Annotated in this window: 13 protein-coding genes; 4 read left to right on the top strand and 9 right to left on the bottom strand. The window is 68.7% G+C overall.

Annotated elements, in window-relative coordinates:
- Positions 1 to 136: 136 nt before the first annotated feature.
- Entirely contained in the window at positions 137 to 751 is a 615-nt protein-coding gene (gene rdgB / locus A5732_RS25115) for an RdgB/HAM1 family non-canonical purine NTP pyrophosphatase (protein WP_171975102.1), read from the bottom strand.
- Between the two features lie 134 nt (positions 752 to 885).
- On the opposite strand from rdgB, the gene A5732_RS25110 reads away from it, so the two are divergent.
- Both A5732_RS25110 and A5732_RS25105 read left to right on the top strand, forming a co-directional pair.
- Positions 886 to 1,347 carry a hypothetical protein gene (locus A5732_RS25110; protein ID WP_216351592.1) on the top strand — a complete coding sequence of 154 codons (462 nt, stop codon included), beginning with the start codon at positions 886 to 888 and terminating at the stop codon, positions 1,345 to 1,347.
- A gap of 75 nt (positions 1,348 to 1,422) precedes the next feature.
- The gene (locus tag A5732_RS25105) at positions 1,423 to 1,866 is read left to right on the top strand and encodes a nitroreductase family deazaflavin-dependent oxidoreductase (RefSeq protein WP_076103581.1); all 444 of its coding nucleotides are present in this window, start codon (positions 1,423 to 1,425) and stop codon (positions 1,864 to 1,866) included.
- A 56-nt stretch (positions 1,867 to 1,922) separates the two neighbouring features.
- On the opposite strand, the gene rph is transcribed toward A5732_RS25105, so the two are convergent.
- From rph to clpS, 7 genes are all read right to left on the bottom strand, one after another.
- Entirely contained in the window at positions 1,923 to 2,702 is a 780-nt protein-coding gene (rph, locus tag A5732_RS25100; protein WP_064952298.1) for a ribonuclease PH, read from the bottom strand.
- A 42-nt stretch (positions 2,703 to 2,744) separates the two neighbouring features.
- Positions 2,745 to 3,527, bottom strand: a complete 783-nt coding sequence (locus A5732_RS25095; RefSeq protein ID WP_076052426.1) for a cyclic nucleotide-degrading phosphodiesterase — start codon at positions 3,525 to 3,527, stop codon at positions 2,745 to 2,747.
- A 72-nt stretch (positions 3,528 to 3,599) separates the two neighbouring features.
- On the bottom strand, positions 3,600 to 4,415 hold the full coding sequence (murI, locus tag A5732_RS25090) for a glutamate racemase (RefSeq protein WP_076052356.1): 816 nt from the start codon (positions 4,413 to 4,415) through the stop codon (positions 3,600 to 3,602).
- Positions 4,412 to 5,104, bottom strand: a complete 693-nt coding sequence (locus A5732_RS25085; protein WP_253189115.1) for a rhomboid family intramembrane serine protease — start codon at positions 5,102 to 5,104, stop codon at positions 4,412 to 4,414. The genes murI and A5732_RS25085 overlap by 4 nt, the downstream gene beginning before the upstream one ends.
- 104 nt (positions 5,105 to 5,208) lie before the next feature.
- Complete coding sequence (locus A5732_RS25080; protein ID WP_076103579.1) at positions 5,209 to 6,258, bottom strand: P1 family peptidase; 1,050 nt, start codon at positions 6,256 to 6,258, stop codon at positions 5,209 to 5,211.
- A 10-nt stretch (positions 6,259 to 6,268) separates the two neighbouring features.
- Positions 6,269 to 6,850: an oxidative stress transcriptional regulator AosR gene (gene aosR, locus A5732_RS25075; protein ID WP_065056254.1), complete on the bottom strand. Its 582-nt coding sequence runs from the start codon at positions 6,848 to 6,850 to the stop codon at positions 6,269 to 6,271.
- Between the two features lie 23 nt (positions 6,851 to 6,873).
- Positions 6,874 to 7,179: an ATP-dependent Clp protease adapter ClpS gene (clpS, locus tag A5732_RS25070; RefSeq protein WP_064950340.1), complete on the bottom strand. Its 306-nt coding sequence runs from the start codon at positions 7,177 to 7,179 to the stop codon at positions 6,874 to 6,876.
- 66 nt (positions 7,180 to 7,245) lie between these two features.
- Here clpS and A5732_RS25065 point away from each other — a divergent pair, with 66 nt between their 5' ends.
- Together A5732_RS25065 and A5732_RS25060 are read left to right on the top strand one after the other, a co-directional pair.
- Positions 7,246 to 8,562, top strand: coding sequence for a nicotinate phosphoribosyltransferase (locus tag A5732_RS25065; RefSeq protein WP_075236742.1), 1,317 nt, complete (start codon positions 7,246 to 7,248; stop codon positions 8,560 to 8,562).
- A gap of 23 nt (positions 8,563 to 8,585) precedes the next feature.
- Positions 8,586 to 10,628 carry an ATP-dependent DNA helicase gene (locus tag A5732_RS25060; RefSeq protein WP_142256674.1) on the top strand — a complete coding sequence of 681 codons (2,043 nt, stop codon included), beginning with the start codon at positions 8,586 to 8,588 and terminating at the stop codon, positions 10,626 to 10,628.
- A gap of 3 nt (positions 10,629 to 10,631) precedes the next feature.
- On the opposite strand, the gene A5732_RS25055 is transcribed toward A5732_RS25060, so the two are convergent.
- Positions 10,632 to 15,071 carry a protein kinase domain-containing protein gene (locus tag A5732_RS25055; RefSeq protein WP_076103578.1) on the bottom strand — a complete coding sequence of 1,480 codons (4,440 nt, stop codon included), beginning with the start codon at positions 15,069 to 15,071 and terminating at the stop codon, positions 10,632 to 10,634.
- Position 15,072 lies beyond the last annotated feature (1 nt).

Below are 15,072 nucleotides of genomic sequence, written 5' to 3'. Positions count from 1 at the left end.
AGGAGACACCGCAAGTGCCCGCCTTGGAGCGACAGCGTGGGCGCGCAACAGGTTGTCGCTCAGAGGTGGGCAAAAGGTCAACCACTCTGAGCCGGGGCTGGTGTGACGCAAGCGTCGAGGCCCGCGACCGGGCGCCCTATCCCCCGGATCGGGCCAGCGTTTCCAACGCCGGCAACAGCAGCCGCAGCGCGCGACCGCGATGCGAGACGGCGTCCTTCTCCTCCGGGGTCAGCTCCGCAGCCGTGCGGTCGTGCCCCTGGGGCACGAACACCGGGTCGTAGCCGAAACCACCGTCCCCGCGAGGTTCGCGGGCAATGCTGCCGGGCCACTCGTCGCGGACGACGACCTCGCCGGCGGCCGAGACGAGCGCACACGCGGACACGAACGCCGCACCGCGCCGTCCATCAGGCACGTCGCTCAGTTGCGCCAGCAGCAACGCGGTGTTGCCCGCGTCATCTCCGTGCCGACCCGACCAGCGCGCCGACAGCACGCCGGGCATGCCGTTGAGCGCGGCGACCTCCAGTCCGGAATCGTCGGCCACACTCGCCAGCCCGCTCGCGGCGAAGGCATCCCGCGCCTTGGCCAAAGCGTTGTCCTCGAAAATCGCGCCGGTCTCCGGCGCTTCCTCGAACGGCGCCACGTCGTCGAGTGACACCAACGCCAATCCCGTCAGGCCGGCCGCGTCGAGCACCCGGCGCAACTCGGCCAGCTTCTTCGGGTTGCGGCTGGCGACCAGCAGCCGGGTCACCAGCCATTCCTAAACCTATTCCTGCAGGTCAGCATGCCGAGTAGCGTAGCTGGCCTACGGGCTTCCATTCCGCACGGCTCTAAAACGGAAATCGGATGGATCGACGTATCGCGGCCCGGTCTTGGAGACTCGACTTCGTGATGGATGACCCGGCACGGCTAGCCACCTTCTTCGCCAGGGCGAACGCCGTGGTGCGGCCCTTGCTCAAATCCCCGCTGCACGGGTTGGTGAGCAGCCGTCTGATGTTGCTGAGCTACGTCGGCGGCAAGACAGGCAACAAGTACACCTTCGCCATCGGCTACTTCCCCTGGGACGACGGCGATGTCCTCGTATCCAGCACCGCGAACTGGCCCAAGGCACTGAGCAGTGCCCGGAATGTGCGGGTCTTGATCAAGCGCGAATGGTTCACTGCGACGCCGACCGCGATCAGACAAGACGACCAGAAGGCCGCCATCCTCGCCGAGTTCGCCAGCCGCAACGGACCCAAGGCGGCGAAGGGTCTGATGCTGGGACTTCCGGGCGATCGCCAGCCGGATTCTCAAGAGTTGCTTGCCGCAGCAGCCAAGACGACGCTCGTCCGCTTCGCAATCGGGCAATAAGTCGCATTAGCACGGCCTACAACCCGACCCGCTTCGCAAGGAATAGACACAGCGACGAAGTAGCTTCCCCCCAGGGTGAGTCAAAAGCCCGATACCGAGACGCTCAAGGCGCTCAATAACAACATCACCGACGAGTTTCGCGCCAACGCCGGCAAGGTCGGCGGGCGTTTCGAGGGCAACGAACTGTTGCTACTCACAACGACGGGCGCGAAGTCCGGCGAGCCGCGCGTCGCGCCGCTGGTGGCCTTCCGTATCGACGGCAAGCTGCTGATCGTCGCGGGTTACGGAGGCGCCGACGTCAACCCGGGGTGGGTGCACAACCTGCGGGCGAACCCGCGGGCGCGCGTTGAAGTCGCCACCGACTCGTTCGACGTCATCGCGCACGAGCTCGACTCGTCCGAACGCCAGGCGATCATCCCCAAGATCAACGCGACCGTACCCGCGTTCGCGTTCGCGAACTACCAGTCGAAAACCACCCGCATCATCCCAATATTCGAGCTGCGTAGGGATGGGTCATGACCGACCCGGAAGGGTTCTCGTCTAGGCCGCGATGTCGGCGACGCTAAACCGCGGCGTCAGCTGCCGAACGCCTTCGGCGTCGGGGCACCCTCCGGAAGCACACCGGGGTATGGCTGCTGGAGCGCCTCGCGCTGCGCGGCGAACAGCTTGTCGCAGGCACCCAGCGCCACGTCGAGCAACTTGTCCAGCGTCGAGCGCGGGAACGTCGCCCCCTCACCGGTCCCCTGAACCTCGACGAGGGTCCCGGTGTCGGTGGCGACGACGTTCATGTCGACCTCGGCGCGGGAGTCCTCCTCGTAGGGCAGGTCGACCCGGATCCGCCCGTCGACCACGCCGACGCTGACCGCCGCGATCGCACACGACAACGGCCGCGGATCCGACAGCTTGCCCGCCGCCGCGAGATAGGTCACCGCGTCGGACAACGCCACGAAGGCGCCCGTGATGGCCGCGGTGCGGGTTCCGCCGTCGGCCTGCAAGACGTCGCAGTCGACGGCGATGGTGTTCTCCCCCAGCGCCGCCAGGTCGATGCATGCCCGCAGCGACCGTCCGATCAGCCGGCTGATCTCCTGGGTGCGCCCGGACAGGCGGCCCTTCACCGATTCGCGGTCCGAGCGGGTGTGGGTCGCCGACGGCAGCATTGCGTACTCGGCGGTCAGCCACCCCAGGCCCGACCCCTTGCGCCAGCGCGGCACCCCCTCGGTCACGCTTGCGGTGCACATGACCTTGGTGTGGCCGAATTCGATCAATACCGAACCGGCGGGGTGGTCAGTGAAACCGCGGGTGATGACAACGGGCCGAAGCTCGTCGTCAAGGCGGCCGTCTTCTCGTCTCGTCACGCCGCCAACACTAGCGGGCAATTCGGCGGCGCCGCGGGTGGCTCAGACCCGCTCGGAGCGGCGGATATCGAAGGTCTCACCGCACACCACCGCATGCACGGGACCATCGAACTCGGCCTTGGCCTCGCTGATGACATCCTCACGCGAGGTCCACGGCGGGATGTGGGTGAGCAAGAGTTCGTGCACGCCGGCTGCGGCCGCGGCCCGGCCCGCCTCGGTGCCCGACAGGTGCAGCGCGGGTGGACGGTCCGGCGAGTGCGTCCACGAGGCCTCGCAGAGGAAGACGTCGGCGCCGCGAGCCAGCTCGACGAGCTGATCGCAGAAGCCGGTGTCACCGCTGTAGACGAACGAGGCGCCGGAGGGGTCGGTGATCTTCAAGCCGTAGGACTCGGTCGGATGAGCCACCACTCGCGGCGTCACCGTCAGCGCGCCGATCGTCACCGGCTCGCCTTCGACCCAATGCCGAACATCGAAAATGTCCGAGCAGTCGTCGATCTCGCCGCCATACGGTGACGACGCCGCACCCAGCCGCGACCAGGTGTCCCCCGGGCCATACAGCAACGCCTTACCCAGCGGACGCGTCGGATGGTAGCGGCGCCACACGAAAAGTCCGGGCAAATCCAGACAGTGGTCGGCGTGTAAATGGGACAACAGCACGTGCACGGAACCGGGATCGGCATAGCGCTGTAGCGCACCCAGAACGCCCCCACCGAAGTCGATGACCAACGGCGGAGTGTCCGGTGCCCGGAGCAGATAACCCGACGCGGGCGAATCCGGACCCACCACGCTGCCCGAGCAGCCGAGCACGGTTATTCGCACGGACACCACTGTGCCATGCCCAATGGCACCATGACGAAAACATGGCCGCATTGGTGTGACCAGAATCTCGTCCCGCCGTTAATCAATGCGCACCTGATGAACAGGCTGGACGCCGGTGACCGCCGGACCCAGGAAGCGCGCCGCCAAGGCGGTGAATGCGTCGGGGTCGCCGGTGGCTTCGAAAACCCGTGTCGCGGGCGGCGCATCGTGAGGCCGGAGCAAGTCTCGTTCGGTCAGCACCCGGAGCACCTCCTTGGCGGTTTCCTCGGCGCTGGAAACCAGCGTCACGTTGTCACCCATCGCCAACTGGATGAGCCCGGACAGCAACGGATAGTGGGTGCAGCCGAGCACCAGCGTGTCCACCTGCGCGCGCTGCAACGGCTCCAGATAGCCCTCGGCCAACCCGAGCACCTGACGACCACTCGTCACGCCGCGCTCCACGAAGTCGACGAAGCGCGGGCAGGCCACCGCGGTGATCTCGGTGTCGCGGGCCGCGGCGAACGCGTCCTGATAGGCGTGCGAGGTGATGGTCGCCTGGGTGCCGATGACGCCGATGCGCCCGTTGCGGGTGGTGGCGACCGCGCGGCGCACCGCCGGCAGGATCACCTCGACGACGGGAACGTCATAGCGTTCGCGAGCGTCCCGCAGGCACGCCGCGGAGGCCGTGTTGCAGGCGATGACCAATGCCTTGACGCCGCGGCCGACGAGGTCGTCGCCGATGGCCAGCGCGTGCGCGCGAACCTCGGGGATGGTCAACGGGCCATACGGACCGTGGCCGGTATCGCCGACATAGATGATGTCCTCGTCGGGCAGCTGGTCGATGATCGCCCGCGCGACGGTGAGCCCCCCGACACCGGAGTCGAAGACCCCGATGGGTGCCAGTGGCGAGCTCATGTCTTGGGCCGCGAAACGGTGGTACCGGCGCTCCTCGATGCCCGGCCCTTACGTTCCGGCGCGGACAACATGTAGGCGGCCACGACGCCGGCGATCGCCCCACACAGGTGGCCCTGCCATGACACGCCGCCGCATCTGCCGAGCACGGGCATGGCTCCGAGCAGGACGCCGCCGTAGGCGAACATCACGATGAGCCCGATGATGATGTCGCGCATCCGGCGCACGAAGATCCCGAACACCATCAGGAAGGCCAGCCAGCCGAAGATCAGGCCGGAGGCGCCGATGTGGTCGGTGGGGCCGCAGCTGCTGCCGACGTTGCCGATCAACCAGGTGCCGAAGCCGCCCAGGATCCACACGATCGCGGTCGCCCAGACGAACCGGGACAGGCCGGCCAGCGTCATCAGGAACCCCAGGACCAGCAGCGGCACGGTGTTGGCCGCCAGGTGCTGCCAGCTCTCGTGCAACACCGGGGAGAAAACGATGCCCCACAGGCCGTCGGCTTCCAGTGGCCTGATGCCGTTGGCGTCCAGCGAATGCCGGGACAGCTGGTCGATCAGCTCGACGAGGTAGAGCAACGCCACGAACGTGAGGATCGTGGCGGCGCCCACCGTCGCGGTGGACCGCTTCGCCGGCTGGCCACCGTGCGCGCCAGGGCGTCCCGTCGAGCCACGAGCGCCGCTCCTCCTCATCGCTCCGCTCTGCCTCGTCGCGGCGCGGTGGTCGTCTTACCCATGGCTGCCCTTCCAGCGTGTTTCCAGCATGCCAAGGCTACCGGCGCTGCGGCCGGTCGATCTCATGGACCGAACGCCCCGGGCAGCACGTCGCGGTAGCTCGGTATGCCGGCGATCGATTCCGCGGCCAGCACACCGCCCAGCACCGCGTCCGCCAGGCAATCGGCGGCGGCGATGCCCACCTCGGTAGCCAGCGGGGTCTCCGGGGAGAAGGAGGCGGGCGGTGGTTTCGAACTTGCCGCCGCAGTCACCTCGACCGCCCCGGTGGCCAGCACGAACACCGTGTCACCGTCGACCGGCGTGTGCGCCGGCCGGATGCTGCGGGCCAGGCCGTCGTGGGCGGCGATCGCCACCCGCCGGCACGCCGCCGAGCTCAGGGCGGCGTCGGTGGCGACCACCGCGATGACGGTGTTGAGCGGGTTGTCCACCGGATTCGACGGGGACGGCAGCTGGGCGAAGACGTCGATTTGCTCGGCCGGTGGCGGCCGGAGGCCGAACCCCCGGGTCAGGTCCGCCATCCACGGCAAGCCGGTGCCCCGGTCGACGACCTCGCCCGCGGAGTTCACCACGGCCACCGCCCCGACGGTCACCCCGGACGGCAGCACCCGCGACGCGGTTCCGACGCCGCCCTTGAGCGCGCCGGCGCGCGCCCCCACCCCGGCGCCCACGGTCCCGACGCCCATCGCGACACCGTCCTCGGCGGCGGCGCAGGCGGCGTAACCGAACTCGGCCGTCGGGCGGCACTCCCAACCGCCGACCGGCAGATCGAAGATCACCGCTCCGGGCACGATGGGCACCACGCCGCCGTCCATCGCCACGCCACGTTCGCGTTCCTCCAGCCAGCGCATGACGCCGTCCGCGGCGGCCAGACCATAGGCGCTGCCTCCGGCGAGCAACACCGCGTCCACGAACCGCACGGTGTTCGACGGGTCCAGCAGGTCGGTCTCCCGGGTACCGGGCGCGCCGCCGCGGCAATCGACGGCGCCGACGGTGCCCGGCGGGGTGAGCACGACGGTGACGCCGCAGGCCCAGCCGGCGCCCAGGGACGCGTCGGGGTCCAGTCGTTGGTAGTGGCCGACGCGGATGCCGGCGACGTCGGTGATGGCGTTCATCTGTCGCCGATCATCGGGACCCCATCAGCACCAGGACCAGGTACTCCTGCAACACCGTCAGCCACTGGTACACGTCGAAGTGCACGGCCAGCGGATGGTCGGCCGGCAGGCGCTCCGGACCTTCGGGCCCGACCTCGAGCATGACCCCCAGGGTCAGCCGGATGTCGTTGACCGCCGCGACCCAGGAGTTCGCGTCGTCCTCGGTCAGCTCGAAGCGGCCGCCGTCCTCGGGGATCGTGCTCAGTAACCGCTGTGCGGCAACGCGTTTGGCGTTGACGATGTCCGGCTCGTGCAGGCTGCGCAGCGCGGCGTTGAGGCTGTCCGCGTCGTCGGGCGGTGCGGTGTCCTCGTCGTCGTGCCGGTAGAAGTCGGGCAGCAGCCGACGCAACGTGGGATCCTTCGGCGGGTCGGCGTTGCCGGTCTTGATCCCGGTGATCTCCTCGAGTTCGTCTGCGGGCGAGGAAGATTCACGCTCGTCGAGCAGGCCGATCATCGCGGTGGCCAGGTTCTTGAGCAGGGTGGCCTCATGCGGAGCCAGGGACGACCGAAAGCGGGGACCGCTCGCGGTCTCGACCCGCTTCCATTTGCGCACAGGGAATCGCCAGCGCCTCAGTTTCAGCGGTCCTGCTGCATGGTCGCCCACAAACCGGCGGCGTGCAGCTTGGACACATCGACTTCCATGGACTCACGGCTGCCGGCGGACACCACGGCCTTTCCTTCGTTGTGCACCTGCAGCATCAGCTTGGTGGCGTGCGGCTCGCTGTAGCCGAACAACTTCTGGAACACATATGTCACGTAGGTCATCAGATTGACCGGGTCGTCCCAGACGATCGTGACCCACGGACTCGACGTGGCCTCTACCGGAGCGGACTCTCGTTGTCCTGTAGTGCCCGGCTTAGTGGGCGCTGACATAACAACCATGGCCTACACGATACCGAGGGTTGGACGTCGTTTCCGAGCCCCGATCACAGCCGATACCGTTATGGGATGAACGACCCGGTCGTTACTGGGCTGCTGACCGACAAGTACGAGTTGACGATGTTGGCGGCGGCGCTGCGTGACGGCAGCGCCGATCGCCGGACAACTTTCGAGCTTTTCGCCCGACGTCTTCCCGAAGGCCGCCGCTATGGCGTGGTGGCCGGGACCGGCCGGCTGCTCGAGGCGCTGCCGCAGTTCACCTTCGATGACCAGGCGTGCCAATCGCTGGGGCAATTCCTCGACCCGGACACGTTGCGCTACTTGCGCGAATTCCGGTTCGGCGGTGACATCGACGGCTACGCCGAGGGCGAGCTGTACTTCCCCGGATCCCCGGTGCTGTCGGTGAGCGGGACCTTCGCCGAATGCGTGGTGCTCGAGACGCTGGCGCTGTCGATTTTCAATCACGACACCGCGGTCGCGTCCGCCGCGGCGCGCATGGTCAGCGCGGCCCGGGGGCGCCCGTTGATCGAGATGGGGTCGCGGCGCACGCACGAGCAGGCGGCCGTAGCCGCGGCCCGCGCCGCCTACCTCGCCGGCTTCGCGGCGACATCCAATCTGGAGGCGCAGCGCTGCTACGGCATACCCACCGAGGGCACCTCGGCGCACGCGTTCACCATGCTGTTCACCCGCGCCGACTCCGCTACGGAATCGATCGAATTGGCCGCTTTCCGGGCGCAGGTCGACGCGCTCGGCGTGGACACCACCCTGCTGGTGGACACCTATGACGTGACGACCGGTGTGGCCAATGCGGTCGCGGCCGCTGGCACCGAGCTCGGTGCGGTGCGCATCGATTCCGGCGAGCTGGGCGTGCTGGCCCGCCAGGTGCGCGAACAGCTCGACAGTCTGGGGGCCACCGGGACCCGCATCGTGGTCTCCGGCGACCTCGACGAGTTCTCCATCGCGGCGCTGGCCGCCGAGCCGGTGGACAGTTACGGCGTGGGCACGTCGCTGGTGACGGGCTCGGGCGCCCCCACGGCGAATATGGTCTACAAACTCGTCGAGGTGGACGGCCTGCCGGTCCAGAAGCGCAGCAGCCACAAGGAATCTCACGGCGGGCGCAAGGAGGCGCTGCGGCTGTCGCGCGGCTCGGGCATCATCACCGAGGAGGTGGTGTATCCCGCCGGCCAACAGCCCGCCGTCTCCGAACCGGCTCGCGTGTTGACCGTCCCACTGGTGCGCGGTGGAGAACTGGTGTCCAAACCGAACCTCGCCGCGGCGCGCGAACTGGTAACTTCCGGGCTGCGCAGTCTGCCGTGGGAGGGATTGAACTTGTCGCACGGCGATCCCGCGGTCGCGACGACGCAGATTTCCGCCGTCCGGCGTTAGCGCCGCCCGAATGATGCCGCGGCGTGAGCGCCGCACCGAACAGCGAAGAGGTAGCCACGTCCGACGTTTCCGTGTCCGAGTTGCTGGCCACCGCGGTGGCCGCTCTCGGCGGTAGTGAACGCGGCGGCCAGCAGGAGATGGCCGCCGCGGTGGCGCGGGCCTTCGCCACCGAGGAACACCTGGTGGTGCAGGCCGGCACCGGCACCGGCAAGTCGCTCGCGTATCTGGTGCCCGCCATCGTCCACGCCCTTGACGACGACTCGCCCGTCGTCGTGTCCACGGCCACGATCGCTCTGCAGCGCCAGCTGGTCGATCGCGATCTGCCCCGGCTGGTCGATGCGCTGGCCGATGCGCTGCCGCGCCGCCCGCAGTTCGCGTTGCTCAAGGGGCGGCGAAACTATTTGTGCTTGAACAAGATTCACAACGGTGGGGCGGCCGACGGCGACGACGGCGACGACCGGCCGCAGGAGGAGCTCTTCAACCCGATGGCCGTCAGCGCCCTGGGCCGCGACGTGCAGCGGCTCACCGAATGGGCCTCGAGCACCGAATCGGGCGATCGCGACGACCTGAAGCCCGGAGTCCCGGACCGATCCTGGTCGCAGGTCAGCGTTTCCGCGCGGGAATGCCTCGGCATGGCGCGCTGCCCGTTCGGCACCGAGTGCTTCTCCGAACGCGCCAGGGCGCGGGCCGGCCGCGCCGACGTGGTGGTCACCAACCATGCGCTGCTGGCCATCGACGCGGTCGCCGAATCGGCGGTGCTGCCCGAGCATGCGCTGTTGGTCGTCGACGAAGCCCACGAGCTGGTGGACCGGGTGACGTCGGTGGCCACCGCGGAGCTGACGTCGGCCTCCCTCGGGGTGGCCGCCCGGCGGATCGCCCGACTGGTCGACCCGGAATTGGTCCAGCGCCTGGAGGCGACGACGGCGAACTTCGCCTCGGTCATCCACGACGGCACCCCGGGCCGCATCGACCGCCTCGACGACGAGCTGGCGACCTACCTGACCGCGCTGCGCGACGTGTCGACCGCGGCGCGCTCGGCGATCGACACCACCAACGACCCCAAGGCCGCGTCGGCGCGCGCCGAAGCCGTTGCGGCACTGAGCGAGATCTCGGACACCGCGTCGCGCGTCCTCGAATCGTTCGGCCCGGCCATCCCCGACCGCACCGACGTCGTGTGGCTGGAGCACGACGAGATCAGGGGTTCATCGCGACCGGTGTTGCGGGTGGCGCCGCTGTCGGTTGCGGGGCTGCTGCGATCCCGGGTGTTCTCGCGTTCGACGGTGGTGCTGACGTCGGCGACGCTGACCATCGGCGGCTCGTTCGATGCCATGGCAACGGCGTGGGGACTGACGGCCGAGGACGACGACGCGCGGTGGCGCGGCCTGGACGTTGGTTCGCCGTTCCAGCACGCCAAAGCCGGAATCCTGTATGTGGCCGCGCACCTGCCCCCGCCCGGACGCGACGGCACCGGCTCGGCCGAGCAGCTGAGCGAGATCGCCGAACTCATCGCCGCCGCCGACGGGCGCACCCTCGGCTTGTTCTCGTCGATGCGCGCCGCCCGGGCGGCCGCCGAGGCCATGCGCGGACGCCTCTCGACACCGGTGCTGTGCCAGGGCGACGACAGCACGTCGGCGCTCGTCGAGCAGTTCAGCGCCGACCCGCAGACGTCGCTGTTCGGCACGCTGTCACTGTGGCAGGGCGTCGATGTGCCCGGGCCGTCGCTGTCGTTGGTGCTGATCGACCGCATCCCTTTTCCCCGGCCCGACGATCCCCTGCTGGGTGCGCGGCAGCGTGCGGTCGCGGCGCGCGGCGGCAACGGATTCATGGCCGTCGCGGCCAACCACGCGGCGCTGCTGCTGGCGCAGGGATCGGGGCGGCTGTTACGCCGCGTCACCGATCGCGGAGTGGTCGCGGTGCTCGACTCGCGCATGGTCACCGCCGGCTACGGCGGCTACCTGCGGGCCTCGTTGCCGCCGTTCTGGCAGACCACCAACGGGGAGCAGGTGCGCCAGGCGCTGCAGCGATTGCGCACCGGCCCGGCAAACGAAGAGGGCCTGTCGGTCTGAGCCCTATTCCCAGCAGACCTCAAAGACACGCTGGGGATCGCTAATTCCCTTGAGCTGTTCCTCGCGCGTTTCACCGAATCGGAACTCGTGACTGCCGGCGACCAACCCGCGCAGCACCGCGGACACGAGGATCCCATTGCCGTTCGCCTTCGCCCCGATTCGCGCGGCGAGGATCACGGTGTGCCCGAAGAAGTCCTCCTCCTCGCGGATCACCTCCCCGGTGTGGAGTCCGATCCGGACGCGCAGCACCTGGCCACCGGACTGGTCGCGATACCCCCGCAAGTCGCGCTGGATAGCGACCGCACAGCGAAGCGCGTTGCGGGCGCTGGCGAAGGCGACCATGAACCCGTCGCCCTGCGACTTGACCTCGAAGCCGCTGTGGGCGGCCAGCTGCCGGCGGATGACCGTGTTGTGGCGGTGCAAAAGCTTGAGCCACCGCTCATCGCCGAGCTGCTCGGCGAGTGCCGTCGAGCCTTCGATGTCCGAGAACATGATCGTGACGGTTCCGTCGGGAGCGGCCACTTTGCTGAGGTCGGGCCGGTCCGCCTCGACGGACTCTGCAACGTCGTCCATCACCGACCAGCCGAGCTGGTGCTCCCGGCTCTCCTTGTGCCCTCGGCGCAGTTGCACGAGTCGCTCGACCTCGACACGCATGCTGTTGCGCTGCGCGAGGTCAAGCCCGCGGTCGATCAGGCCCATCGCCTTGTCCCGATCCGCCGGCCCAGATGTGCTGAGCAGCATGCGTGCGTACTCGTAGCAGACCCGGGGTGTCACGTAGTCGCTGCCGATCTCCGCATTGCGCGCAAGGGCGAGGTCGAAGTGGTGCGCGGCGTCCTCTTTGCGGGCCGCCGCCGCGGCGGCGAAGGCCAGGAACGTGTGGTTGGAGCCGAGGCACCCGGCTCCGGCCAGAAACAGAGTGCAGCGGTCTTCGTAGGGCAACAGCAGCTCGTAGAGCGCGCATGCGGCTTCTCGATCACCGATCGGGATCGACGCCATCGAGAGGACGCAGACCGACGTCAACCAATCACTGCCGCGCCGGAGCGCCTCGAATCCGTCGCCGGCAAGCTCGGCGAACCTGGCGCGGGCCTCGTCGAGCTGGCCGATCTCGGTCAACAGCCATACGTACGATGCCGGCCACGCCTGACCGTAGCGCGCGGCGGCCTCGCGGCCGACATCGCGCAGCCGTTCCAGAGTGCCATCCGCGAGCCGGGTCAGAAACGAGTGCGCGCCGAATACCACTGCCGCGACCTCCGGCTCCGCACGCTGCCCGATCGACAGCGCGGTCTGCGCGAGCCGCTCCGACTCCTTATAGCGACCCTGCATCAGCGCTCGCATCGTGCGGAACACCGCCGTCTGCCACAGGTAGCGCGGCTGGTGTAGCTCGTTGGCCAGCCGGTCACACGCCGCGATCTCTTGATCCACCGCCCCGAAGTCGCCGAGCTGGGCAAGGGCGATCAGCCGCAGCTGGTGACCCTCGAACTCCATGTCCCGATCACCGAGGATCCGGGCGAGCCGCGCCATTTCCTCGCCCGACGCGATCGCCTCTTCGGTCCGGTCGGGGCCCAAGGTTGACCACTGCCGGCTGTGCATGGCCAGCAGCAAGATCTTCGTGTCGCCGACGCGCTCGGCCATCTCGATGGCCTGCGCGCTGGTTCGGTCGGCTTCCGCCAGCGCGCCCTTGCGGCGAAGCTCGAGGGCCAGCCGGGCAAGAACCGTCACCCTCAGCGCGCTGTCACGCGCGGGCAGCACCTCGAGCGCCTCATCCAACAACGCCACCAGCTGTTCATCGGCACGATCGGTGATCGAGAATCCGCCCGGGCCGCCGCCGTATCCGAGCGCGGCACGGGCAAAGTGGTCATTGAGCGCCAGCTCGCGCGCGATGGTCGCAGCCTCGCCGAATGTCTTGCGGGCGCCTTCGGCTTCGCCGGCCCGCCACCGCGCGTCCCCCAGCGCCAGCAGCAGATCGCATCGGCGCTGCGGTACCACCTCCGAGATCGTGTCGAAGAGCCGGAGCGCCGTCGCGTAAAGGCTGACCGCGTCTTCGTAGGCATACGTCGCCGCCGCGCGTTCGCCCGCCCACCAGGCATAGTCGGCCGCCTTCGCGGCGTCGCCGTATGGAGCCGCCTTCGCGAAGTGGAATGCGATTGCGGACAGATGAGACTCGATGCGGTCCTCGTAGAGCTCCTCGATCGCCTCGCCGGCGGCGATGTGCAGCTGGGAGCGCCGTAGCGCGGGCAGGTCGTCATACAGCGCGTCGCGAGTCGCGCCATGCGCGAAGCCGTAGCGGCCCGGCTCGCCGGTGGCCTGCCGCACGATCGCCCCGTCCAGAGCCGGCTGCATCCGCGCAAATGCGACGTCTGCCTCCAGCCCGCTGACGTGCGTCAGGATCGGCAGATCGAACTCGCGGCCGATCACCGCTGCGGTCGACAGTAGCTCGAGCGTTTCAGCCGGCAGCTTCTCCAACCGACGGGAGACCACCTCGTGGACACCCCGAGGGATGCCGAGCTCCTCGTCGTCCCGGATGTTGGTAACCCACCGGCCGTCGCGCCAGTCGAGCACTTCAGAGTCGATCAGATGGCGGACGATCTCTTCGGTGAAGTACGGGTTGCCCTCCGACTCGCGGCAAACGGCGTCTGCAAGTGCGAGTTCACTTCGTCGCTCCAGCGGTTGCTGCAGTACCGCTTCGAGCATCGCCTTGACATGTTGATCGGAGAGGCCCCGCAGCTTGATGCGTGCGTATCCCCGTTCCTTGCTGAGCCCGGTGAGTACCTCGTTCAGATAATGGTCGTCGGGGAGCTCGTCGTCTCGATAAGTGCCCAGCACGAACACGCGTGAGTGGGCCAGCTCGCGCACGACGAACGCCAACAGCATCAACGAGGGGTGGTCGGCCTGTTGCAGGTCTTCGAGGAAGATCGCGAGTGGCTGGCGGTCGGAGGCGCCGATCAGAAACCGCGACACCGAGTCGAACAACCGAAAGCGCGCCTGCTCGGCGTCCAGCGGTGGCGATTCGGGGATCTCCGGCATGCGCTCGCGAATCTCAGAGACGATCTGGGCGATCTCAAACGCGCCCGAGCCCAGGTCAGAAGCCACCGTCTCGGCATCGTGACTACGTGCATAGTCGCGGATCGCCTGCACCCACGGCCAATAGGCAGGAGCGCCCGCGCCCGCATAGCAGCGGCCCCACAGAACCTGCGCGCCCCGAAGGGCGGCGTATGCCGCGGCCTCCGACGCAAGGCGTGTCTTGCCGATTCCCGACTCTCCACTGATCAGCACGGTGCGGCCGCGGCGACCCATGGCGTCATCGATCGCGGCGCGGAGCTCGTGCGTTTCTCGTTCTCGCCCGAGGAACGTGCTGTCGGTGATCCGGTCGAGCGCCGCCATATCCCGAGTCGCGCCATCACCACTCGCGACCGCGGCGGCGATCGTCGCAAGCGCATCGCGAACCTCGGCCGCTTGCTGGGGACGCGCCTCCGGCGACTTCGCCAGCATCCTCAGCAGCAACTGGTCGAGCGGTGCTGGAACGCCGGAGCGATGCCCGCTTGGCGCGACCGGAGCGGTCGAAACATGCTGGGAGACAATGGCAGCCGGCGACTCGCCCGCGAAAGGTGTTATCCCGCAGAGCAATTCGTACAGCAAAGCGCCAAGGGAGTAGATATCCGAACGAGCGTCGGAGCCGCGACCGAGAGCCTGTTCGGGCGGCATATAGGCGACCGTTCCGATCACCGTCCCCACGGCCGTCACGCGCGTTGAGCCTTCCGCGACCGCGAGCCCGAAATCTCCGATCTTGGCGGTGCCGTCGGGTGCCAGCCAAACATTCTGGGGCTTGACGTCGCGGTGCACGACGCCCTGGGCGTGCGCATGCGCGAGCCCGCTGGCGATCTCGCCACCGATCCGGACCACCTCTTCGATGGCGAGCCGGTGATCCGCCGCGTCCGCGAGCAGGCCATAAAGGTCACCGCCGGCCATGTACTGGCTGATCAGGTAGAGCTGCCCATCTTCTTCGCCGAAGTCATACACGTTGACGACATTGGGGTGCTCGCCAAGCTTCGCCATCGCCTCGGCCTCCCGGCGCGCGCGGCGCATGGCCGTCTCGTCCGTCCCGCCGGCCTTCAACAAAGCGGCGGCCACCTCGCGCTGCAGGCGCGTGTCGGTGGCCAGGTACACCCGCTTGCCCGCGCCTTCGCCGAGCAGGCGGCCGAGCGTGTAACGCCCGCCCGCAAGTGTCTTGGGGACGGGCGGTGCCGCCGGCTGCGCCGCCATGGGCTGGGCCCCCAGCATGGTGCCGCACTCGTCGCAGAAGCGCTGCGAGCCCGGTTGGCGCGCGCCGCAGCCGGGGCACGCGACCTCGGCCACAATCGGGGCACCACAGCTGTTGCAGAACTTGGCCTGAGGCCGGTTCCCGGCCCCACATTTGCTGCATTCGACGCTCGCGGGCGAACTCATG

It is taken from the genome of Mycobacterium colombiense (genome assembly GCF_001953985.1).
GTDB classification, from domain to species: Bacteria; Actinomycetota; Actinomycetes; order Mycobacteriales; family Mycobacteriaceae; genus Mycobacterium; species Mycobacterium colombiense_B.
Note: the sequence above shows the minus strand (reverse complement) of the source record. Positions and strands in the feature narration are given on the sequence as shown.

Excerpts from the sequence above, each read along its gene's own strand:
- murI (WP_076052356.1), bottom strand. The coding sequence starts at position 4,415 with ATGAGCTCGCCACTGGCACCCATCGGGGTCTTCGACTCCGGTGTCGGG.
- A5732_RS25085 (WP_253189115.1), bottom strand. The coding sequence starts at position 5,104 with ATGAGGAGGAGCGGCGCTCGTGGCTCGACGGGACGCCCTGGCGCGCAC.
- A5732_RS25080 (WP_076103579.1), bottom strand. The coding sequence starts at position 6,258 with ATGAACGCCATCACCGACGTCGCCGGCATCCGCGTCGGCCACTACCAA.
- clpS (WP_064950340.1), bottom strand. The coding sequence starts at position 7,179 with ATGGTTGTTATGTCAGCGCCCACTAAGCCGGGCACTACAGGACAACGA.
- A5732_RS25065 (WP_075236742.1), top strand. The coding sequence starts at position 7,246 with ATGAACGACCCGGTCGTTACTGGGCTGCTGACCGACAAGTACGAGTTG.
- A5732_RS25055 (WP_076103578.1), bottom strand. The coding sequence starts at position 15,071 with ATGAGTTCGCCCGCGAGCGTCGAATGCAGCAAATGTGGGGCCGGGAAC.